The 19,858-nt window shown below is 65.4% G+C and carries 18 protein-coding genes; 14 read left to right on the forward strand and 4 right to left on the reverse strand.

What is annotated here, in order from left to right:
- Positions 1-25 precede the first annotated feature (25 nt).
- Together nifB and IV088_RS01215 are read right to left on the reverse strand one after the other, a co-directional pair.
- Positions 26-1,645: a nitrogenase cofactor biosynthesis protein NifB gene (gene nifB / locus IV088_RS01210; protein ID WP_291096798.1), complete on the reverse strand. Its 1,620-nt coding sequence runs from the start codon at positions 1,643-1,645 to the stop codon at positions 26-28.
- A 581-nt stretch (positions 1,646-2,226) separates the two neighbouring features.
- Entirely contained in the window at positions 2,227-3,672 is a 1,446-nt protein-coding gene (locus tag IV088_RS01215; RefSeq protein ID WP_291096800.1) for an IS1182 family transposase, read from the reverse strand.
- Between the two features lie 226 nt (positions 3,673-3,898).
- On the opposite strand from IV088_RS01215, the gene IV088_RS01220 reads away from it, so the two are divergent.
- The gene (locus tag IV088_RS01220; RefSeq protein ID WP_367171553.1) at positions 3,899-5,428 is read left to right on the forward strand and encodes a GMC family oxidoreductase; all 1,530 of its coding nucleotides are present in this window, start codon (positions 3,899-3,901) and stop codon (positions 5,426-5,428) included.
- Between the two features lie 79 nt (positions 5,429-5,507).
- Here IV088_RS01220 and IV088_RS01225 read toward each other — a convergent pair whose 3' ends face one another.
- Complete coding sequence (locus IV088_RS01225) at positions 5,508-6,440, reverse strand: LysR family transcriptional regulator (RefSeq protein WP_291096802.1); 933 nt, start codon at positions 6,438-6,440, stop codon at positions 5,508-5,510.
- Between the two features lie 83 nt (positions 6,441-6,523).
- On the opposite strand from IV088_RS01225, the gene IV088_RS01230 reads away from it, so the two are divergent.
- Positions 6,524-7,267 carry a sulfite exporter TauE/SafE family protein gene (locus tag IV088_RS01230; protein WP_291096804.1) on the forward strand — a complete coding sequence of 248 codons (744 nt, stop codon included), beginning with the start codon at positions 6,524-6,526 and terminating at the stop codon, positions 7,265-7,267.
- A gap of 6 nt (positions 7,268-7,273) precedes the next feature.
- The gene (locus tag IV088_RS01235; RefSeq protein WP_291096806.1) at positions 7,274-7,465 is read left to right on the forward strand and encodes a hypothetical protein; all 192 of its coding nucleotides are present in this window, start codon (positions 7,274-7,276) and stop codon (positions 7,463-7,465) included.
- A gap of 438 nt (positions 7,466-7,903) precedes the next feature.
- Here the strand turns inward: IV088_RS01235 and nifA are convergent, their stop codons facing one another.
- Positions 7,904-9,598, reverse strand: coding sequence for a nif-specific transcriptional activator NifA (nifA, locus tag IV088_RS01240; protein ID WP_291096808.1), 1,695 nt, complete (start codon positions 9,596-9,598; stop codon positions 7,904-7,906).
- 331 nt (positions 9,599-9,929) lie between these two features.
- Here nifA and IV088_RS01245 point away from each other — a divergent pair, with 331 nt between their 5' ends.
- The 11 genes from IV088_RS01245 (at position 9,930) to IV088_RS01295 (ending at position 19,857) form a co-directional block, all read left to right on the forward strand.
- Positions 9,930-11,174, forward strand: coding sequence for an IscS subfamily cysteine desulfurase (locus IV088_RS01245; RefSeq protein WP_291096810.1), 1,245 nt, complete (start codon positions 9,930-9,932; stop codon positions 11,172-11,174).
- Positions 11,175-11,214: 40 nt separating this feature from the next.
- Complete coding sequence (gene iscU / locus IV088_RS01250) at positions 11,215-11,652, forward strand: Fe-S cluster assembly scaffold IscU (RefSeq protein ID WP_291096811.1); 438 nt, start codon at positions 11,215-11,217, stop codon at positions 11,650-11,652.
- A 36-nt stretch (positions 11,653-11,688) separates the two neighbouring features.
- On the forward strand, positions 11,689-12,066 hold the full coding sequence (gene erpA, locus IV088_RS01255; protein WP_291096812.1) for an iron-sulfur cluster insertion protein ErpA: 378 nt from the start codon (positions 11,689-11,691) through the stop codon (positions 12,064-12,066).
- A gap of 17 nt (positions 12,067-12,083) precedes the next feature.
- Positions 12,084-12,407, forward strand: coding sequence for an iron-sulfur cluster assembly protein IscA (gene iscA, locus IV088_RS01260; RefSeq protein ID WP_226465500.1), 324 nt, complete (start codon positions 12,084-12,086; stop codon positions 12,405-12,407).
- A gap of 71 nt (positions 12,408-12,478) precedes the next feature.
- Entirely contained in the window at positions 12,479-14,356 is a 1,878-nt protein-coding gene (gene hscA / locus IV088_RS01265; RefSeq protein ID WP_291096814.1) for a Fe-S protein assembly chaperone HscA, read from the forward strand.
- 18 nt (positions 14,357-14,374) lie between these two features.
- Positions 14,375-14,710, forward strand: coding sequence for an ISC system 2Fe-2S type ferredoxin (fdx, locus tag IV088_RS01270; protein ID WP_291096816.1), 336 nt, complete (start codon positions 14,375-14,377; stop codon positions 14,708-14,710).
- Positions 14,711-15,497: 787 nt separating this feature from the next.
- A complete protein-coding gene (gene nifV / locus IV088_RS01275) occupies positions 15,498-16,655 on the forward strand; it encodes a homocitrate synthase (protein WP_291096818.1) in 1,158 nt (385 codons plus the stop codon).
- Positions 16,652-17,434 (forward strand): serine O-acetyltransferase, encoded by a 783-nt coding sequence (cysE, locus tag IV088_RS01280; RefSeq protein WP_291096820.1) that lies wholly within the window; start codon positions 16,652-16,654, stop codon positions 17,432-17,434. Before nifV ends, cysE begins: the two co-directional genes overlap by 4 nt.
- A gap of 7 nt (positions 17,435-17,441) precedes the next feature.
- Positions 17,442-17,780: a nitrogenase stabilizing/protective protein NifW gene (nifW, locus tag IV088_RS01285; protein WP_291096821.1), complete on the forward strand. Its 339-nt coding sequence runs from the start codon at positions 17,442-17,444 to the stop codon at positions 17,778-17,780.
- A gap of 12 nt (positions 17,781-17,792) precedes the next feature.
- Positions 17,793-18,641, forward strand: coding sequence for an electron transfer flavoprotein subunit beta/FixA family protein (locus tag IV088_RS01290; protein WP_291096823.1), 849 nt, complete (start codon positions 17,793-17,795; stop codon positions 18,639-18,641).
- A gap of 115 nt (positions 18,642-18,756) precedes the next feature.
- Entirely contained in the window at positions 18,757-19,857 is a 1,101-nt protein-coding gene (locus tag IV088_RS01295) for an electron transfer flavoprotein subunit alpha/FixB family protein (RefSeq protein WP_291096825.1), read from the forward strand.
- The last annotated feature ends 1 nt before the right edge of the window (position 19,858 follow it).

The following is a 19,858-nucleotide window of genomic DNA, read 5'->3' on the forward strand; positions in this document are numbered from 1 at the left end:
GACGTCGTGGGGGATGGGGAATGCGTCAGGCGGCTTCGGCAAGACCGCCGGTGAACGCGCCCTGGCGGATCTGCGCGTCGCCGCGCGGCTGGTGCGTGATGGCGCCGCTGGCGATGCGGCCGCGGTAGTCGTTGAACCACTCGAGCGCGGCTTTTTCGATGAACTCGCCGACGTACTGATCGACCGGCTCGACACCGGCGGCCAGCAGCTCGTCGCGCGGGCAGGCACCGATCTTGGCGACCAGCACGGCGTGGCAGTCGTTGATGGCGTTGACCACCGATGGCAGCTGCTCGTCGTCGCCGTGGCCGCCCTGGCAATACAGGTCCACGCGGCGGTGGCCGACAAACAAGGCCTGCGCGGCCGAGACCTCAAACACCTGGAATTCGGTGACGTGGCCGAAGTGCTCGTTGACCCGGCCGCCGCCCTTGGTGGCGACCGCGACCAGCACCTTCATGTCGTCGTCCACACCCGCGGCGCTGGCCGCGGCGGCCAGGGCCTCGTGTTTGGCGGCCTGTTGCGCCTGGCGCTCGACCTCGACCTTGTCCTGGTAGCTCTTGCGCTTGTCCAGGTCGTAGACCACTTCCATCTGCTCCAGCTTGTCGAGCGTGAACTCTTCCGAGCGGTCCTCGCCCAGCAGGCCCACCGCGTCGGCGCGGCACTGGCGGCAGTGGCGCATCAGGTTGGCGCCGCCCATGCAGGCGTCCTGCACGGCCTTGAGTTCGGAGGCGGTCGGGCCGCGCTGACCGGTGAGGCCGAACACCGTGCCGTGTTCGGCTTCGGAGATCAGCGGCATGATGTTGTGCAGGAAGGCGCCACGCTTCTTGACTTCGCGGTTCACCTCGATCAGGTGCTCGTCGTTGATGCCGGGGATCAGCACCGAGTTGATCTTGGTGAGCACACCGCGCGCGGTGAGCATCTCCAGGCCGAGCATCTGGCGCTCGTGCAGGATCTTGGCGGCCTCGTAGCCGGTCACGCGCTTGTGGTTCCAGAAGATCCAGGGATAGATCTTTTCGCCCACGGCCGGGTCCACCATGTTGATGGTGATGGTGACGTGATCGACGTTGTATTTGCAGATCTCGTCCACCTGATCGGGCAACGCCAGGCCGTTGGTGGACAGGCAGAGCTTGATGTCGGGCGCCTGCTCTTGCAGCATGCGGAAGGTGTCAAAGGTCTTGGCCGGGTTGGCCAGCGCATCGCCGGGGCCGGCCACGCCGAGCACCGTCATCTGCGGAATCTCGCTGGCCACCGCCACCACTTTTTTCACCGCCTGTTCGGGCGTGAGCTTCTGCGACACCACACCCGGGCGCGACTCGTTGCTGCAGTCGTATTTGCGGTTGCAGTAGTTGCACTGGATGTTGCAGGCCGGCGCCACGGCCACGTGCATGCGGGCGTAGTGGTGGTGGGCTTCTTCGGAATAGCAGGGGTGGTTCTTGACCTTGTCCCACACCTCTTGCGGCATGTCGTCGGGGCCGTCGGAGGTGCCGCAGCTGGCTTTGCCCTCACCGCCCGAGGTGCCGCAGCCCCCGCCGGTGGACGGCAGCTCGGGCGCGGCGCCCAAGGGTTTGATCTGCCCGATGGACACATACGTCTTGGCGGGCATGGCGCCCGCCGCTGCACTGCCACCACTGCTCAATGCTGTCGACATGAAGACCCCTTTCGTGCAACCAACAACGGCCGCTTGGCAGGTCTTCAGCGAATTTCGTGCCACCGAAAAAAGCGTTTCAGATCAACGGCCTGGTGGTTTTGTCGTTTGTCGGAAAGGGGACAACGGGGGTGGTTTTGTTGGGGGCGTCGGGGTTGCGACAAAGCTTGGGGATGGCTGCGAGAAAGGGGGGGCGACTCAGGGCGGCTGATGGCATCGGCAGCATAGATGGCCGGAATGCAGCGGTGGCCCTCAGTGGACACGGCCAAGGAGGCTCACGCTGGTTGTCACGAAGCCGCCGTTCAGCTAGGCGAAGTTCGGTGGGCCAAGTGGCGGCTGTGCGGGGTACTGCGGTCATAGGACCTCCGCGACATGGCTTGGGCTGCTGGACCGACCGCAGCTGTATCACCTGGACTGGCGGTTTCGACCGAGGCTGTGTGGAAACGCATTCGGGCTGTGGCAACTCACGGCCTTTCGACACGACCGTGCTTCGAGAATCGGTTTTTGTCGATCTCGAGTCTCCTGCGCGGTCTTGCGAGGTTTCAGTGGGCTTCTGGAACCCCGTTTTTGGAAGCAAAGAGGGCTCACCCCCCTGCCAACCTCATTGCCTTGATGGTCCCCTCGAACCCCAAGATGGCGATCACCCGCCGCAGGTTGTAGGCCAGCACATGCAGGCTCATCTCCGTCCCGACGTTGGCCAACCTCTTGGTGAGGAAGTGGGTGTATCCCATCCAACTCTTGAAGGTGCCGAACACATGCTCGACCGTTCTGCGCCGGATCGTCATCGACTTGGGTGAGCGGTCCAGGCGGCGCTGTACCGCTTCCAGCACGTCGTCATGCTCCCAACGTGATATGCGTCGGTACGTGCTGGGCGTGCACTGCGACTTCATCGAACACTGCGTGCAGGCACTGCTCCAGTAGCGGCGAATCACCATGCCTTTCTCCTCGCCAGAGAACCGGTAGATGGCACGCTGCCCTGCCGGGCATTTGTATTCGTCGTCTTCCTTGATGTAGATGAAGTCTGCCCGGTCGAATCGTCCCGCGGCCTTCGCGCCGGATGTCGTTGGCTTGGGCAACACGGCAGAGATGCCCGCGTCGGCACAGGCCTTGATCTGTGGGCCGCTGAAGTACCCACGGTCAGCAATCGCGCGCAGCTTCTTCTTGCCCATGGCTTCACGCGCGCCGATGGCCATTGGACTGAGCTGCGCTCTGTCACTGCCGGCGTTGGTGACCTCGTGGGCAACGATCAGGTGGTGCTTGGCGTCCACCGCCACCTGCACGTTGTAGGCGACCATGCCGGAGCCCTTTCCACTGGTGGCCATGGAGCGCGCATCCGGGTCGGTCAAAGAGATTTGGCCCGCAGGCTCGTTCTTCAAATGCTCCTTGACCTCTTCGAGCACACGCATCTGCTGGCGCAGGTGAGCGATCTTGTCCTGCAGGCGGGTGGTCTTTGCTTCCAGCTCTGCTGGCTGGGTGCGGTCGGCTGTTTCCAGCGCGTTCAAGTAGCGCTGAATGCTCTCCTCGATCTGCTGCTGACGCTTATCGATCTTGCCGGTGGTGAAGTTGCGGTCCCGCGTGTTGACCGCCTTGAACTTGCTGCCGTCGATGGCCACCAGCGCCTGGCTGAACAGCTTGAGCTCTCGGCACAGCACCACGAAGCGGCGGCATACGTTGCGAATGCCTGCTCCGTTGTCACGCCGGAAGTCAGCGATCGTCTTGAAGTCTGGTGACAGACGACCCGTGAGCCACATCAGCTCGACATTGCGCTGGCATTCGCGCTCCAAGCGCCGGCTGGACTGGACCCGATTGAGGTATCCGCAGATATAGATTTTCAGCAGCACAGCGGGGTGGTACGAAGGTCGCCCCGTCACGGCAGGCGTTGCGCCTTCAAACCCCATCGCTGCCAGGTTCAACTCGCCGACAAAGGCATCAACCACCCGTATCGGGTTGTCCTCGGCTATGAAGTCATCCAGGCACTCCGGCAGCAGCGTGACTTGCTGTCTGTCTTGACCCTCGATGTATCTCGACATATTGACCCCCGTGTTCAATATGTCTGTGAAATCTATCGAGTTCGGCTTCGCGCAGGGAGAGGGTTTTCACACAGCCTCGACCCTTTGCGGACACCAGCAACCTTCCGGTCGCTGGTCGCAGTCAGTGGAAGCGGTCGGTGGACCAAGATGAGATTCCGCGCTCGCGACCAGACGTCTTGCAACGCAGCAATGTCTTCGCCAGAATCCCGAACAGAGATTTTGGGGGATGCTGATGCCAAGCGCAGACTATGTCATCGTGGGTGCCGGCTCCGCTGGCTGTGTCCTTGCGGCGAGGCTTTCCGAGGATGCTTCTCGTGAAGTGGCGCTGCTAGAAGCCGGCGGCGAAGATCGCTCGCACAGTGTTCGCCAACCAAGCCGGTGGCCCTTGCTGTGGGACGGCGCCGAGAACTGGGGCTACTCGACAACGCTTCAGGCCGGCTACAACCTTCGCAGCATCCCGTGTCCGCGCGGCAAGGTGCTTGGCGGTACGAGTTCGATCAACATCATGATCTACATCCGCGGCGATCCGCGAGACTTCGATCACTGGAGGGATCTGGGCAACGAAGGCTGGGGCTGGTCTGACGTGTTGCCGTATTTCATCAAGGCGGAGGACCAGGCGCGCGGTGCCTCCAGCCTTCATGGCGTGGGAGGGCCACTGGCCGTCTCGGACCAAGTCTCACCCAGCCCGCTCGCGCACGCTTTCGTTGACGCGGCGGTCGCCTGTGGCCACCGGAGAAACCCCGACTTCAACGGAGCGTATCGCGATGGAGCGGGGCTGTACCAGGTGACGATTCGCGATGGTGAGCGGTGCAGCACCGCAAAGGCGTACCTGGGCCCTTCGCGCGAACGTCCGAACCTTCGAACGATCACGCGCGCACGTGCGCTGCGTGTCGTGATGGACGGCGATCGCGCAATCGGCGTCGACTACTTTGACGGCGCCCAGGTCCGCCGGATCGAGGCCCGGCGCGAGGTCATCCTCAGCGCCGGCACCATCGATTCACCCAAGCTGCTGATGCTCTCGGGCATCGGCGATCCATTGCAGTTGGAGTCGCACGGACTCGTGGTGCGCGTTGCGCTGCCCGGCGTCGGAGCTAATCTATGCGACCACCCGGGCTCACCCCTGGTGCTCGCTCTGCGGCAGGCTGATCAGGCGCCACCGACGAGCATCCATGCCGAGGCCGGTCTCTTCATGAAAAGCGAGGCGCTGAACGATGGTTTCGCTGCGGACATCCAGTTTCTTGCGGTGCCCTTTGCACCGCCCCACGCGGCGGCGAAAGGACAGACCCGGGCCATGGCCATCAACGTGCAAGCGTGCCGGCCCAAGAGCAGAGGGCGACTCTCGCTGCGCTCGGACGACCCGCTCGATGCGCCCGTGATCGACCCCGGCTATCTGACGCATCGTGACGACATGACGATGCAGATCGAGGGGTTGCGCGCAGCAAGAAAGATCGCCGCAGCACTTCCCCTGAGGGAGCACATCGTGCGGGAACTGTCTCCAGGTCCCGGTGCCATCGACGACGCATCGATCGAGTCCGCAATCCGCGCGACGAGCAGCTGCATCTACCATCCGGTGGGCACTTGTCGAATGGGGGTTGGCGCCGATGCGGTCGTCGATGCACAGCTGCGCGTTCGAGGGACGCGTTCGCTGCGGGTGGTCGATGCCTCGGTCATGCCGCAGATCACGTCCGGCAACACCAATGCGCCCACGATCATGATTGCCGAGAAAGCGGCCGCCATGATGCGAGCGGGCCAGTAGCCGCGGCCGTAGCGCTCGCGCCCCTCGGCCGTTTGGCGGTCGGTAGTCGTTCTACCGTCTCTGACAAAGCGTCCCCAGTTCATTGACTGAAGACCTTCGATCGCGCACCCAGCAGCGCATCGGCGAGCGCACAAACGCTTGGCAGTTCGCTACCCGCTGTGGTCATGCAAACGAGCAACTCTCTGCGAGACCAAGAATCTGAAAGTGCGACGATGCGGGTGCCTGCCTTGCCAAAGCGCACGGCGGCGCTCTCGGGCATGACCGCCGCCCCCACGCCCGCAACCACAAGCTCTGCAACAGCGTCAAAGCCGCCCAGACGCACCCGATGGCGCGGGACACGGCCGCTGCGGCTGGCCTGGGCCGCCAGAAAGCGGCTGAGTCCACTGTCCCGAGCCAGGCCAACAAGGGGATGCTCCAGCAACTCGCCATACGCCATTGAGCGGCGGCGGCCCAGAGGCCAGCGCTCAGGCAACAGCGCCACCAATCGGTCATCGACCCACGGTTGCACAAGCAGCCCGGAGGTGTCGACGTAATCCGCGACGATGCCCAGGTCAGCGGTGCCATGGCGCAATGCGTCAATGACCGCCTCGCTCGGCAGCTCTTGCACGTCCACATCAAGGTCAGGGGTCTTCACCAAGAACTGTCCGATCGTGCGCGGAAGGGTCTCGGACATGGCGGCTGTGTTGCAAAGCAGTCGAACCGTACCGCGCAACCCATGGCCAAAGCTCGCCATCTCGACATGCAGCGATTCGAGTTCAGCAAGTACGCGGTTGGCGTGGCGCACCAGAGCGCGCCCCGCATCGGTCGGCACTGCGCCTGACTTGGAGCGCTCCAGCAGGCGCGAACCGGTCGCGTCTTCCAGATGCTTGAGGCGTGCACTGGCGGCGGCGAGCGACAGGTTCACCGCTGAAGCAGCGGCAGTGATGGTTCCATGCGCCATCACCGCAGCAAAGAGATGCAGATCGAATGGATCGATGCGGTAGTCGGTGGTGCGGCGCTTGGGGGTGCTCATAGCCCTCATCCTACGGAATCCGCGAAGGACACGTTCGCAGCAATCCGATGGACAGCGCCTGCGCTGCGCAGACACCATGGGGCATGGACACATTGCAGCTCTCGATGGTGGTCGTTGTCTTTGTTCTCGCGGGCGGCGTGAAAGGCGTCACCGGCATGGGACTGCCCACGGTGGCCATGAGCTTGCTGGGACTGTGGATGCCACCGGTGCAAGCGGCCGCGCTGCTGGTCATCCCTTCGCTGGCGACCAACGTGGCGCAATGCTGTGGCCCTCACCTGCGATTGCTTGCATCCCGGCTTTGGCCTGGCTGGTTGGCGATAGCCATCGTGACGGTCAGTGCGCCAGGCCTGGGGGGAGCCGTCCACATGCCATTCGCCAAGGCCTGGTTGGGCGGAATTCTCATTGCCTATGGCATCTGGGGTCTGTGGCGACCTCATCTGCCCGATCTTTCACGCTCCAGCAAATGGCTCAGCGTGCTTGCAGGCACGGCCACTGGGTTTGTCACGGCGCTCACGGCCGTCTTCGTGTTGCCCTGGGTTCCCTACTTGCAGACGCTGCGGCTGAGCAAGGATGAGATGGTGCAAGCGCTGGGCCTGTCATTCACCGTCGCCACACTGTCTCTGGCGGTGAGAGTGCAAATGTCGGCCCCTTTCGAGTCGGGGTCGGCCTACGTTGCCATTGCAGTTGGCGGGGCATTGATCGGCGCATTTGGCGGGCTCAAGCTCGGTGAGGTGCTGCGAGGCCGCCTTGCTGGCCCCGCCTTCCAGAAGGCACTTTTCGTGATCTTTGTCGCCTTGGGTGCGGCCAACCTGATCCAGGCTCATTGACGTGTCATGAAGGAAACAAAGGATTTGCTGGCTGCCGCCGCATTGTTGGAGCGCGCTTACAGACTGGCACTCGTGCTGCAAAGCGAAGGCTTGCTCGCAATCGAGAGCCGACAGTTCGTTGCAAACGAGCTTGTCGAGGTACTCGACGAGGCTCGTGTTGCGCTGCTTGCGGCAAGTGACTTGCCCACACTGACCTGAGCTGCACCGATCGGCGGTGAGTGGCCGTCGCAACTCCAGAGTGCCATGAAGGGTTACGTACAGGACAGCGCAACGGCGGCGAAACAAGGCGCCGTTCAGCAGGCCCAGCAACGGTGACCCAGGCAGGCGCTCGGGGCGATGGCTGAACCGGCGCGACGCTGGTGCGGCCGGCCGGTTCTTCCTCAACTCAACTCAACTTTTTCCAAACTTCGTTTTGGCCGCAGCAATGCAAGCGCTCTTGGCATCGCCCGCCATGGCGTCACACTCGAATCCGGGTTGGGCTGCGGCCCTCGAAGCAACGGGCACAGTGACTGCCTGATGAGCGGAGATTTCCGTTCGGCAACGAACACCACTTCCAGGGTGCTGAACCTGCGCTTCGGCCTGGCGCGTGGCCCTGGTGACCGAGCGGCGCCAGCCTGCGCGCTCAGCAAGAAGACATCAAAACTTCCGCACCTCGATGCCGTGCTTCTGCAGCGCGTAGCCCATCTGGCGCGGCGAGATCTTGAGCAATCGCGCCGCCTTGGCCTGCACCCAGCCGCTGCGCTCCATCGCCCACACCAGGCGCTCGGCCTCCCCTTCGGGCTTGCCATCCAGCACGGCCGTCGGCGCGGCGGCGGCCACAACTGGCTCAGGCGCCACAGCGCTCGGCACGGGCACGGCGGCGTCCGCCCCCGCAGGCCCCATGGGCCGCTCCTGGATCGGGATTTCCGTCAACCGGCTGGGCCGCACCGCGTCTTCGCGGTCGATGTGGTGCAGCACCTGCGTCAGGCAGCGGTTGCCCTGGCAGGGGAAGGCCAAGTCGGTGATCACGTTGCTGTGGGCCATGGTCGCGGTGCGCTCCACGCAGTTCTCCAGCTCGCGCACATTGCCCGGCCAGTAGCAGCTGGTCAGCACCCGCATCGCGCCCGGGCTGAACTCGGTGGAGCGCGCGTTTTCGCGGTTGAAGCGCTCCAGAAAATGTTTCGCCATCGCCGGGATGTCTTCGCGGCGCTCGCGCAGCGGCGGCAGCTGGATGCTCACCACGTTGATGCGGTAGTAGAGGTCGGCGCGGAACTCGCCCGCCTTCACCATGCGCTCCAGGTCGCGGTTGGTGGCGAGGATCAGGCGCACATCCACCTTCACCGGCGTGCCGCCGCCGACCCGTTCGAACTCGCGCTCCTGCAGCACGCGCAGCAGCTTGGCCTGGAACGAGGCCGAGATGTCGCCGATCTCGTCCAGGAACAGCGTGCCGCCGTGCGCCATCTCGAAGCGGCCCTTGCGCTGGCCCTGGGCACCGGTGAACGAGCCCTTTTCGTGGCCGAAGAGTTCGCTCTCCAGCAGCGACTCGGTCAGCGCCGCGCAGTTCACGCAGACGAAGGCTTCACGCTTGCGGGGCGACAGGCTGTGGATGGCGCGCGCGATCACCTCCTTGCCGGTGCCGCTCTCGCCGCGCAACAGCACCGTCGTGCGCGCCGGGGCCACCTGGTGCACCTGGTCAAACACCTCCAGCATGGGCTCGGAGGTGCCCACCACGTGCTCGATCTTGTGGCCGGGTTTGGCGCTGTGGTGGAGCGCCTTGGACATGCGGCGCACCTCGTCCTGGATGTTGTCGTGGGCCGCGCTGACGCTGCGGTGCAGCAGCAGCGCCTGGCCCATCAACGTGGACACCATCTTGAGCAGCTGCAGCTCGTCGCCGAAGTGGCTGCGCGTGTCGGGGTTCAGGTAGTCGATGGCGAGCACGCCCACCGTGCGCCGGTCGGCGCGGATCGGCACGGCCAGCATGCTCACGCAGGCGCCCGGGCTCTGGTCGGCGCCGCCGGTGCGGTTCAGGAACAGCGGCTCGGCGCGCAGGTCGGGCACCGAGTACGGCACGCCGGTGGCGTACACGCGGCCGACGATGCCCTCGCCCGGCAGGAATTTCAGGCGCTGGCTTTCGTCGGCCGTCAGACCGACGGCGCACAACCCGCGCAGCTCACCAGAACCCTGGTCGGCCAGCACGACAAACGCGCGACGCCAGTCCAGCGCCTGCAACAGATAGTTCAGGGCCTCGCGAAAGGTTTTGTGCACATCGAGCGAAGTCGCGAGCGTCTTGCTGATCTCGTAGACCACATTCAACTCGCGCCGCGCTGCTGTCACTTGGGGGTTCATCACCATGGTGCGCTCCGGGTAGGTGCAAGTCAGGACCTGTCAAAGGCTGCGTCGAACCACGCGTGGTCGGTGAGCACCAACGCTGGGATTTATGACGCAAAAACCACCTTTGTGAACAAGGTCTTGCAAGAAATGCACCAGCGACCGGGCCACTGACCGCCGCCGGTCGCCCGGCATCCGACTTTCCGACAAACCGGACAGGGCTGTCCGATCCGCCCACGACACGCGCAAACAAAACCCACAAAACGCGCTGAAAACCAGGCCGGAACGGCCACAAACGGCATGGCACCGAAATTGCGGAATGTGCTGCGACCCACCCCTTTTTCTGGAGTCCTCCATGTCGCTCAGCAGCCGTGATCCCGCCCCCAGCCGCCCTGCCGCCAGCGTCTACCTCGACTACGCCGCCACCACCCCGGTGGACCGCCGCGTGGCGAACAAGATGATTCCGTATCTGACAGAGTTGTACGGCAATCCGGCCAGCCGCTCGCACGCCTTTGGCTGGGCCGCCGACGAGGCCGTGGAGCTGGCGCGCGAACAGGTGTGCTCGCTGATCAACGCCGACCCGCGCGAAATCGTCTGGACCTCGGGCGCCACCGAATCGAACAACCTCGCGATCAAGGGTGCAGCACATTTCAACCGCGCCAAAGGCAAACACCTGATCACGGTCGCGACCGAACACAAGGCGGTGCTCGACAGCATGCGCGAACTGGAGCGCGAGGGCTACGAGGTCACGGTACTGCCGGTGCTGCCCAGCGGCCTGCTGGATTTCGCGGTCTTCGAGGCCGCGTTGCGCCCCGACACCGTGCTGGCCTCGGTGATGATGGTCAACAACGAGACCGGCATCATTCAGGACATCGCCGCGCTCGGCGCCCTGTGCCGCGCCAAGGGCGTGGTCTTCCACGTGGACGCCGCCCAGGCCGCCGGCAAGGTGGTGATCGATCTGGACGTCTTGCCGGTGGACCTGCTGTCGCTCTCGGCGCACAAGATCTACGGCCCCAAGGGCATCGGTGCGTTGTACGTGCGGCGCAAGCCGCGCGTGCGCATCGATGCGCAGATGCACGGCGGTGGCCACGAGCGCGGCATGCGCTCGGGCACGCTGGCCACGCACCAGATCGTGGGCATGGGCGAGGCCTTCTGGCTGGCGCGAGAAGCCATGGCCGCCGACAACGCCCGCATCAAGACCCTGCGCGACCGCCTCTGGGCCGGCTTCCAGAAGCTGGACTGCGTGGTGCTCAACGGCGACGACACCCAGCGGGCTGTGCAGTACCTCAACTGCAGCTTCAACTACGTCGAGGGCGAGTCCCTGCTCATGGGCATCAAGGGCGTGGCGGTGTCGTCGGGTTCGGCCTGCACCTCGGCCAGCCTTGAGCCGAGCTACGTGCTGCGCGCCATGGGCCGCAGCGACGAACTCGCGCACAGCTCGGTGCGTTTTTCCATCGGCCGCTTCACCACGGTCGAAGAGATCGATTTCACGATTGCGCAGGTCACCGAGGTCGTGAACCGCCTGCGCGCCATGAGCCCGCTGTGGGACATGGTGCAGGCCGGCATTGACCTCAGCACGATCCAGTGGTCCGAGCATTGATCACGCCCCTCTTTGTCACACACCCTCCCGGAGAAGCACCATGGCCTACAGCGAACAAGTCGTCAATCACTATGAAAACCCGCGCAACGTGGGCGCCTTCGACGCCAACGACGCCAGCGTCGGCACCGGCATGGTCGGCGCGCCGGCCTGCGGTGACGTGATGCGCCTGCAGATCCGCGTCAACGCCCAGGGCGTGATCGAAGACGCCAAATTCAAGACCTATGGTTGCGGCTCGGCGATTGCGTCGAGCTCGCTGGTCACCGAGTGGGTGCGGGGCCGCACGCTGGACGAAGCGCTGGCGATCAAGAACTCGCAGATCGCCGAAGAGCTGGCGCTGCCGCCCGTGAAGATCCACTGCTCCATCCTGGCCGAAGACGCCATCAAGGCGGCCGTGGCCGACTTCCGCTCGCGCCAGGCCACCGGCGAAGCCGCCACCCTGGTCTCGGAGCAGCCCGCCTGCGCCTCCAGCACGCGCTGAAACCCACCCCTGTCACACACCACCGGAGTCACCACCATGCCAGTCGCTGCCGCTGCCTCAACCCCCGCCGACCCCATCGCCATGCCGCCCATGCTGGAGTTCACGCCAGCGGCCGCGGCCAAGGTGGCCGAACTGATCGTCGAAGAGGGCAACCCCAACCTCAAGCTGCGCCTGTACGTGACCGGCGGTGGCTGCTCGGGCTTTTCGTACGGCTTCGCCTTTGACGACCAGGTCAACGAAGACGACACCCTGACCGTGACCGAAGGCGTGGCCCTGGTGGTGGACGCCATGAGCCAGCAATACGTGCTGGGCGCACGCGTCGATTTTGAGGACGGCCTGGAAGGCTCGCGCTTCGTGATCCACAACCCCAATGCCGCAACCACCTGCGGTTGCGGCAGCTCGTTCTCAGTCTGAACCCTCAGGAGATTTCCATGCAGGTCAGTCTCACCCCCGCCGCCGCGCGGCACGTTGAAAAATCGCTGGCCAAACGCGGCAGCGGCATCGGCCTCCGCCTCGCGGTCAAGACCAGCGGCTGCTCGGGCTTCGCCTACGCGCTGGAGTTCGTCGACGTGCTCAACCCCGACGACCAGTGCTTCGAGACCGCCGGCACCAAGCTCATCGTCGACGCCAAGAGCCTGGCCATGCTGGATGGCACCGAGCTCGACTTTGTGCGCGAAGGCCTCAACGAAGGCTTCAAGTTCAACAACCCGAACGCGAAAAACAGCTGTGGATGTGGCGAATCCTTTGCAGTGTGAAAGTCCCCCTCGCGCCGGGTTTCGTTTTTTTGTTGGTTGTCTTTCTTCTTTCGCTCTAACCAAAGATCACCATGGCACTGTTGCAAATCGCTGAACCTGGACAAAGCGCTGCGCCGCACCAGCATCGGCTCGCGGCGGGCATCGACCTGGGCACGACCAACTCCCTGATCGCCAGCGTGAAGAGCGCGGTGGCCGAGTGCCTGCCCGACGAACACGGCGCCATGTTGCTGCCGTCGGTGGTGCGTTACCTGGAACACGGCGCCACCGTGGTCGGGCGTGTGGCTCAGGAACAGCAGGCCATCGACCCGCACAACACCATCGTCTCGGTCAAACGCTTCATGGGCCGTTCGCTGGCCGACCTGAAAGACGCCGCCGCCCTGCCCTATCAGTTCAAAGACGTCCCGGGCATGGTGGGCCTGCACACGGTGGCGGGCGAACGCTCGCCGGTGCAGGTGTCGGCCGAGATTTTGAACACGCTGCGTGTGCGTGCCGAAGCTTCGCTGGGCGGCCCGCTCTCGGGTGTCGTGATCACCGTGCCCGCCTACTTCGACGACGCGCAGCGCCAGGCCACCAAAGACGCGGCGCGCATCGCCGGCCTGAACGTGCTGCGCCTGCTCAACGAACCCACGGCCGCGGCCATCGCCTATGGCCTCGACCAGCAGGTCGAAGGCACCTTTGCGGTCTACGACCTGGGCGGTGGCACCTTCGACATCTCCATCCTCAAGCTCACCCAGGGCGTGTTTGAGGTGCTGTCCACCGGCGGCGATTCGGCCCTGGGCGGTGACGATTTCGACAGCGCCATCGCGGCTTGGTTCTGTGCCGAACACGGCCTGGACGGCGTGGCCGCGTTACAGCCTTCGCAGCAGCGTTCGCTGCTGACGGCGGCACGTGCCGCCAAGGAAAAACTCTCCAGCCACGACAGCGCCGAGCTGTGCCTCACGCTGGCCGACGGCCAGTCGCTGGCGGCCATCCTCTCGCGCACCCAGTTCGCCACGCTCGGTGCACCGCTGATCGCGCGCACCCTGAGCGCCACCAAGCGCGCGCTGCGCGACGCCCAGCTGTCCACCGCCCTGATCACTGGCGTGGTGCTGGTGGGTGGATCGACGCGCATGCCCATCGCGCGCGACGCGGTGCGCGACTACTTCGGCCTGGAGCCGCTGGCCGATCTCGACCCCGACCAGGTGGTCGCCATCGGCGCGGCGCTGCAGGCCAACGTGCTCGCCGGCAATGGCAGCGGCGACCAGTGGCTGCTGCTCGACGTGTGCCCGCTCTCGCTCGGCATCGAGACCATGGGCGGCCTGGTGGAAAAAGTGATTCCACGCAACTCCACCCTGCCCACCGTGCGCGCGCAGGACTTCACCACCTTCAAGGACGGCCAGACCGCGATGTCGCTGCACGTGGTGCAGGGCGAACGCGAGTCGGTGGCCGACTGCCGCTCGCTGGCGCGCTTCGAGCTGCGCGGCCTGCCGCCTGCCGTGGCCGGCGCCCTGCACATCCGCGTGAGTTTCCAGATCGACGCCGACGGCCTGCTCTCGGTCAGCGCGCGCGAACAGAGCAGCGGCATTGAGGCGCACATCGAGGTGAAGCCGAGCTACGGCCTCGGCGACGAGCAGATCGCGTCCATGCTGCAAGACGCCATCGCAGCATCGCAATCCGACATGCGGCTGCGCGCGCTGCGCGAAGCCCAGATCGACGCGAGGCGGCTGCTGGACGCGACGGAAAGCGCGCTCGCAGAAGACGGCGCTCTGCTCAACCCCACCGAAATCGAAGCCATCCGCAAGGCCATCTACTGCGTGGCCGACAGCCTGGAGACCGATGCCGAGGTGGAAGCGCTGCGCGTGAGCACCAGCGCGCTCTCGGCCGCCACCGACGCCTTTGCGGCGCGGCGCATGAACGCGTCGATCCAGAAGGCCCTGGCGGGCCGCGCCATGGACAGTTTGATTCCCTGAACCAGGAACAGGAACCCCATGCCCAAAGTCCGCCTGCTACCGCACCCCGACCTCTGCCCCGAGGGGCGCGAGATCGAACTGCCCAAGGGTGAGTCCCTGTGCGAGGGTTTCCTGAACCACGGCATCGCCATCGAGCACGCCTGCGAGATGGTGGCCGCCTGCGCGACCTGCCATGTCTATGTGCGGGAGGGTGGCACTTCGTTGTCCAAGCCGAAGGACGACGAAGAAGACCAGCTCGACCACGCCTGGGGTCTGGAATCGCAATCGCGCCTGGCTTGTTGCGTGAAGCTGCGCGAGGCCGATCTGGTGATCGAGTTCCCGCTCCACACCCGCAACCATGCGCGGGAGCACTGACGGGGTTCCTTTCAAGGTTCTGCGCTTTGCTTTGTGGGTGAACAGTCGGTCTCGTTCGTGGCACCTCGCGTGCCAAGGCGTGTGCGCTCAGGCCGCAGCGCTTGGGTGAGGCGGTCGGCGCTGCGCACCGACTTCCCTGCGATGCTCGCGGCCGTGGCCCCGTCGCCAAACTCGCGCCGTTCGCTGCGCTCTCTCTGCTCAGACATGGCGACGAATCAGTTGACGAAGCGCGCTGCGCGCGCGGCCACGGCCCCTGCGCTTCTCGGCGCCTCACAAGGCGCGCTGCGGCCTGAGCGCACACGCCTTGGCAATCAACGTTTTGGCACGCAATCGGTGGAGAGCCAAGTCACGTCTTGCTGCGGCAGGCGCTGTCTGGTGGGGGCGATTTTCCGGGGTGGCTGTGAACGGCAGCCTGGGGCCGGGCGCGCAAGTGCGCGCATCGTTGTCTGACTCGCGGCCACTGTCTGAGCGGAGAGAGCGCAGCGAACGCAGCGAGTTTGGCCGCGCCGGTCCCAGGCTGCCGTTCACAGCGAAGTCGGCAAAGCCGACCACCCCGGATGAACCCCCGCCGGACAGCGCCTGCCGCAGCCGCGAGAAGCAACCCAAGAGAACCTGAGCGGCGCTGTCCGAAACAACACATTTCCGACAGACGCAAAGCAAGGGGGCAACGCGCCCAGCAGACCAGACCCGACAAACCGGCCCCACACGCGGCGAGAAAGCGGGTTTTGAAGCCTCCAGACAGGTGGCACGGTGCTTGCGATCAAGCCCACCAAAGGATGCCGCTCACATGCCACGCAATCTCATCATCAACGACACCACGCTGCGCGACGGCGAACAGACCGCCGGGGTGGCGTTCACGGTGTCCGAGAAATGTGCCATCGCCACGGCCCTCTCGGCCGCGGGGGTGCCCGAGATGGAGATCGGCATCCCGGCCATGGGCGACGAAGAGATCGCCTGCATCAACGCCATCGCCGCGCTCAAGCTGCCGGCCAAACTGATGGTCTGGGGCCGCCTCACCGAGACCGACCTCGCCAGTGCGCTGCGCTGCGACGCGCAGATCGTTCACCTCTCGATGCCGGTCTCCGACATCCACCTGCAATACAAGCTGCGCCAGTCGCGCGAATGGGTGCTGGAGCAGGTCACACGCCTGATCAGCAAGGCCGCGCAAAGCGGGCGCCAGGTGTCGTTCGGTGCCGAAGACGCTTCGCGCGCCGACAGCGCCTTCCTGATCGAAGTGGCCAAGCGCGCCAAGGCGGCGGGCGCCAGTCGCATCCGCTTCGCCGACACCCTCGGTGTGCTCGACCCGTTTGCCACCTTTGATGCCATCGCCCGCCTGCGCGACGCGGTGGACATCGACATTGAAATGCACGCCCACGACGACCTGGGCCTGGCCACCGCCAACACCCTGGCCGCCGCACGCGCCGGCGCGACCCACGCCAACACCACCGTCAACGGCCTCGGCGAACGTGCCGGCAACGCCGCGCTGGAAGAGGTGGTGATGGCCGCTCGCCACCTGCAACACACCGACACCGGCGTCGATACCCAGGCCCTGCTGAGCATCTCCCGTCTCGTGGCCAAAGCCTCGGGACGCTCAGTGGCCTTCAACAAGAGCATCGTCGGCGAAGCCGTGTTCACCCACGAGTCGGGCATCCACATCGACGGCTTGCAGAAGCACCCCTCGACCTACGAAGGCTTCGACCCGGGCGAACTCGGCCGCGAGCGCCGCACCGTGCTCGGCAAACACTCGGGTTCGCAGGCCGTGCGCCTGGCCTTCGGCGCCATGGGCCTGGCCATCGAAGACGACGCCCTGACCGAACGCGTGCTGGCCCGCATCCGCGAACACGCCATGCGCGTGAAGCAGGAAGCCACACCCGAAGAGCTGCGCGGCTTTTTGATGGACGCGCACAACATCGCCAACGTTTCACCTGGCTGGGGACGCGCGTGAACAGGGAAGCCACGGTCGCCGCTGCCGCCACACCCGCGGGCTGGTGGAGCCTGCTGCGCGAAGACGCGCGCTGCGTGCTCACCCGCGATCCGGCCGCGCGCAGCCTGATCGAGGTCTGGACCATCTACCCCGGCCTGCAGGCCATCGCCCTGCACCGCATGGCCCACGCGCTGTGGACCCGCGGCTGGCGCTACCTGCCGCGCTGGTTGTCGTTCGTGTCGCGCCTGGTGACGCAGATCGACATCCACCCCGGTGCGCGCATCGGTGCGCGCTTCTTCATCGACCATGGCACCGGTGTCGTGATCGGCGAGACCGCCGAAGTCGGTGACGACGTCACGCTCTACCACGGTGTCACGCTGGGCGGCACGAGCTGGCGCGCCGGCAAGCGCCACCCGACGCTGGGCCACCAGGTCGTGGTCGGCGCGGGAGCCAAGATCCTCGGCCCAATCAAGGTCGGCGACGGCGCCCGGGTCGCGGCCAACTCGGTGGTGATCGAGGCCGTGCCGGCCGGTGCCACCGTGGTCGGCATCCCGGGCCGCGTGGTCGCTCCGGCCCGCCGCACCACCCACGGCTTCGACCTCGAACACCACCTCATTCCCGACCCGGTGGGCAAGGCGATCGCCTGCCTGCTCGACCGCGTGGCCCAGCTGGAGCGCAGCCTGGCCCACAGCCAAGGATTGGCCAGTGCCGACAGCGCCTGCGGTCTTTGTGACGATCAATGTGCCGAACCAGGGTTCGCAAGCGCGAAACCCCATCTTCAACCCGCGACCGTGGAGTGATGCCCAAATGGAAAACTTCGTTCAACAGCTCAAGGCCCTGTCATCGGCCGAGGACTTTCTGCAGTACTTCGGCGTACCGTTCGAGCAGTCGGTGGTCAACGTGAGCCGGCTGCACATCCTCAAGCGCTTCTTCCAGTACATCCGCCAGCAGACCCTGCCTTCGGCGGACGACGAGCTGGCGCTCTACACGGTCTACCGCGAACAGCTGGTCAAGGCCTACGCCGACTTCGTGAAGTCCACGCCGGCGCAGGAAAAGGTGTTCAAGGTGTTCCAGGACGTCGGCGGCAAGCAGCACGTCACGCTGGACAGCCTGAAGAGTTCGGTCCCGTCCCGCATGGTCGCCTGAAGGAGTTTTGACATGCACATCGTCGTCTGCATCAAACAAGTGCCGGACTCGGCGCAGATCCGGGTCCACCCGGTCACCAACACCATCATGCGCCAGGGCGTGCCGGCCATCGTCAACCCCTACGACCTGTTCTCGCTCGAAGAGGCACTGCGCCTCAAAGACAAGTTCGGCGGCAAGGTCACCGTGTTGTGCATGGGCCCGCCGCAGGCCGAAGAGGCGCTGCGCAAGTGCATCAGCTTCGGTGCCGACGACGCCGTGCTCGTGACCGACCGCGCTTTTGCCGGCGCCGACACGCTGGCCACGTCCTACGCGCTGGCCGCGGGCATCCGCCAGATCGCCAGGGAGCAGGCGGTGGACATCGTCTTCACCGGCAAGCAGACCATCGACGGCGACACCGCCCAGGTCGGCCCGGGCATCGCCAAGCGCATGGGCCTGCAGCTGCTGACCTATGTGTCGCGCATCGTCGAGACCGATCTGGACGGCCGCACGATCACGGTCGAGCGCCGCGCCGAAGGCGGTGTGCAGGTGCTGAAGACGGCCCTGCCCTGCCTGATCACGATGCTGGAGAACACCAACGAGATGCGCTTCGCCAACCTGCCCGCCATGATCCACGCCGCCGCCTACCCGGTGCGCAAGTGGAGCAAGGAGCAGGCTTGCATCGAAGACCTCGACAAGATCGGCCTGAAGGGTTCGCCCACCGTGGTGAGCAAGGTGTTTGGTCCTTCGCCGCGCACCGAGAAGGTGGAGATGCTGGACCTGGAAACCAGCAACCTGCGCGACATCTCGCTCAACCTGCTGCAGAAGGTGTTCACACGCCACCCCACGTTGGAAGCCGACCTGTTGATGAAGGAGATGTCATGAAAACGACCACCCCCGTCGCTGCGCTCCGCCCCTCAAGGGGCAACACCAGCAGCTCGGCAAAGCCGGTTCTGCGGTGTTTCCCGCTTGGCTTCCCTTCGTTCGCTGGAGAACTGAAATGAACGCACCTGCTGCACCTGCCAAACGTCCCGCCGGGCGTGGCCGCAACCTCGAACTGTCGGACGAACTCAAGGCCTACAAGGGCGTCTGGGTGTTCGTCGAACACGACCGCGGCCATGTGCACAGCGTGTCCTGGGAACTGCTGGGCGAAGCGCGCAAGCTGGCCGACACCCTGGGCAGCCCGGTGGGCGCGGTGCTGCTGGGCGGCGCCGACGAGCACCTGGAGAAGTTCGCGGCCGAGGCCATCGGCTTCGGCGCCGACACCGTGTACATCGTGACCGACCCTGTGCTCAAGGGCTACCGCAACGAACCCTTCACCAAGGGCCTCACCGATCTGGTGAACAAGTACAAACCCGAGATCCTGCTGCTGGGCGCCACCTCACAAGGCCGCGACCTCGCAGGCTCGGTGGCCACCACCTTGTTGACAGGCCTGACCGCCGACTGCACCGAACTCAACATCGACCCGTTGTCCAAGGCCCTGGCCGCCACCCGACCGACCTTCGGCGGATCGCTCTACTGCACCATCATGACCCTGGCCTACCGGCCGCAGATGGCCACGGTGCGGCCGCGCGTGATGCTGATGCCCAAGGCCGACAGCAGCCGCACCGGCAACCTGGTGCACGACACGCTGGGCATGGTCGAGACGCAGATCGTCACCAAACTGCTGGACTTCATCGCCGACGCCCACAGCAACAAGATCAACCTGCCCTACGCGGACGTGATCGTGAGCGGCGGCAAGGGCCTGAAGAACCCCGACAACTTCAAGCTGGTGTTCGAGCTGGCGCGCGTGCTCGGCGGCGAGGTCGGCGCCACCCGCCCCTGCGTGCAGTCGGGCTGGGTCGAGGCCGACCGCCAGGTGGGCCAGACCGGCAAGACGGTGCGTCCCAAGCTCTACATCGCCGCTGGCATCAGCGGCGCGGTGCAGCACCGCGTGGGCATGGAGGGCTCGGACGTGATCGTCGCCATCAACACCGACCCGAACGCGCCCATCTTCGAATTCGCGCACTACGGCATCGTCGGCAACGCGATGCTGGTGCTGCCGGCCCTGACCAAGGCGTTCGCCGAACACCTGTCCAAGCGCAGTGCACAGGCTGCCTGAT

This window comes from Hydrogenophaga sp. (assembly GCF_018780075.1).
Lineage (GTDB): Bacteria > Pseudomonadota > Gammaproteobacteria > Burkholderiales > Burkholderiaceae_C > Hydrogenophaga.

Bases quoted from the DNA above. Each gene is read 5' to 3' on its own strand.
- nifB (WP_291096798.1), bottom strand. From the start codon at position 1,645: ATGTCGACAGCATTGAGCAGTGGTGGCAGTGCAGCGGCGGGCGCCATG.
- IV088_RS01215 (WP_291096800.1), bottom strand. From the start codon at position 3,672: ATGTCGAGATACATCGAGGGTCAAGACAGACAGCAAGTCACGCTGCTG.
- IV088_RS01220 (WP_367171553.1), top strand. From the start codon at position 3,899: ATGCTGATGCCAAGCGCAGACTATGTCATCGTGGGTGCCGGCTCCGCT.
- IV088_RS01225 (WP_291096802.1), bottom strand. From the start codon at position 6,440: ATGAGCACCCCCAAGCGCCGCACCACCGACTACCGCATCGATCCATTC.
- IV088_RS01230 (WP_291096804.1), top strand. From the start codon at position 6,524: ATGGACACATTGCAGCTCTCGATGGTGGTCGTTGTCTTTGTTCTCGCG.
- IV088_RS01235 (WP_291096806.1), top strand. From the start codon at position 7,274: ATGAAGGAAACAAAGGATTTGCTGGCTGCCGCCGCATTGTTGGAGCGC.
- nifA (WP_291096808.1), bottom strand. From the start codon at position 9,598: ATGGTGATGAACCCCCAAGTGACAGCAGCGCGGCGCGAGTTGAATGTG.
- IV088_RS01245 (WP_291096810.1), top strand. From the start codon at position 9,930: ATGTCGCTCAGCAGCCGTGATCCCGCCCCCAGCCGCCCTGCCGCCAGC.
- iscU (WP_291096811.1), top strand. From the start codon at position 11,215: ATGGCCTACAGCGAACAAGTCGTCAATCACTATGAAAACCCGCGCAAC.
- erpA (WP_291096812.1), top strand. From the start codon at position 11,689: ATGCCAGTCGCTGCCGCTGCCTCAACCCCCGCCGACCCCATCGCCATG.
- iscA (WP_226465500.1), top strand. From the start codon at position 12,084: ATGCAGGTCAGTCTCACCCCCGCCGCCGCGCGGCACGTTGAAAAATCG.
- hscA (WP_291096814.1), top strand. From the start codon at position 12,479: ATGGCACTGTTGCAAATCGCTGAACCTGGACAAAGCGCTGCGCCGCAC.
- fdx (WP_291096816.1), top strand. From the start codon at position 14,375: ATGCCCAAAGTCCGCCTGCTACCGCACCCCGACCTCTGCCCCGAGGGG.
- nifV (WP_291096818.1), top strand. From the start codon at position 15,498: ATGCCACGCAATCTCATCATCAACGACACCACGCTGCGCGACGGCGAA.
- nifW (WP_291096821.1), top strand. From the start codon at position 17,442: ATGGAAAACTTCGTTCAACAGCTCAAGGCCCTGTCATCGGCCGAGGAC.
- IV088_RS01290 (WP_291096823.1), top strand. From the start codon at position 17,793: ATGCACATCGTCGTCTGCATCAAACAAGTGCCGGACTCGGCGCAGATC.
- IV088_RS01295 (WP_291096825.1), top strand. From the start codon at position 18,757: ATGAACGCACCTGCTGCACCTGCCAAACGTCCCGCCGGGCGTGGCCGC.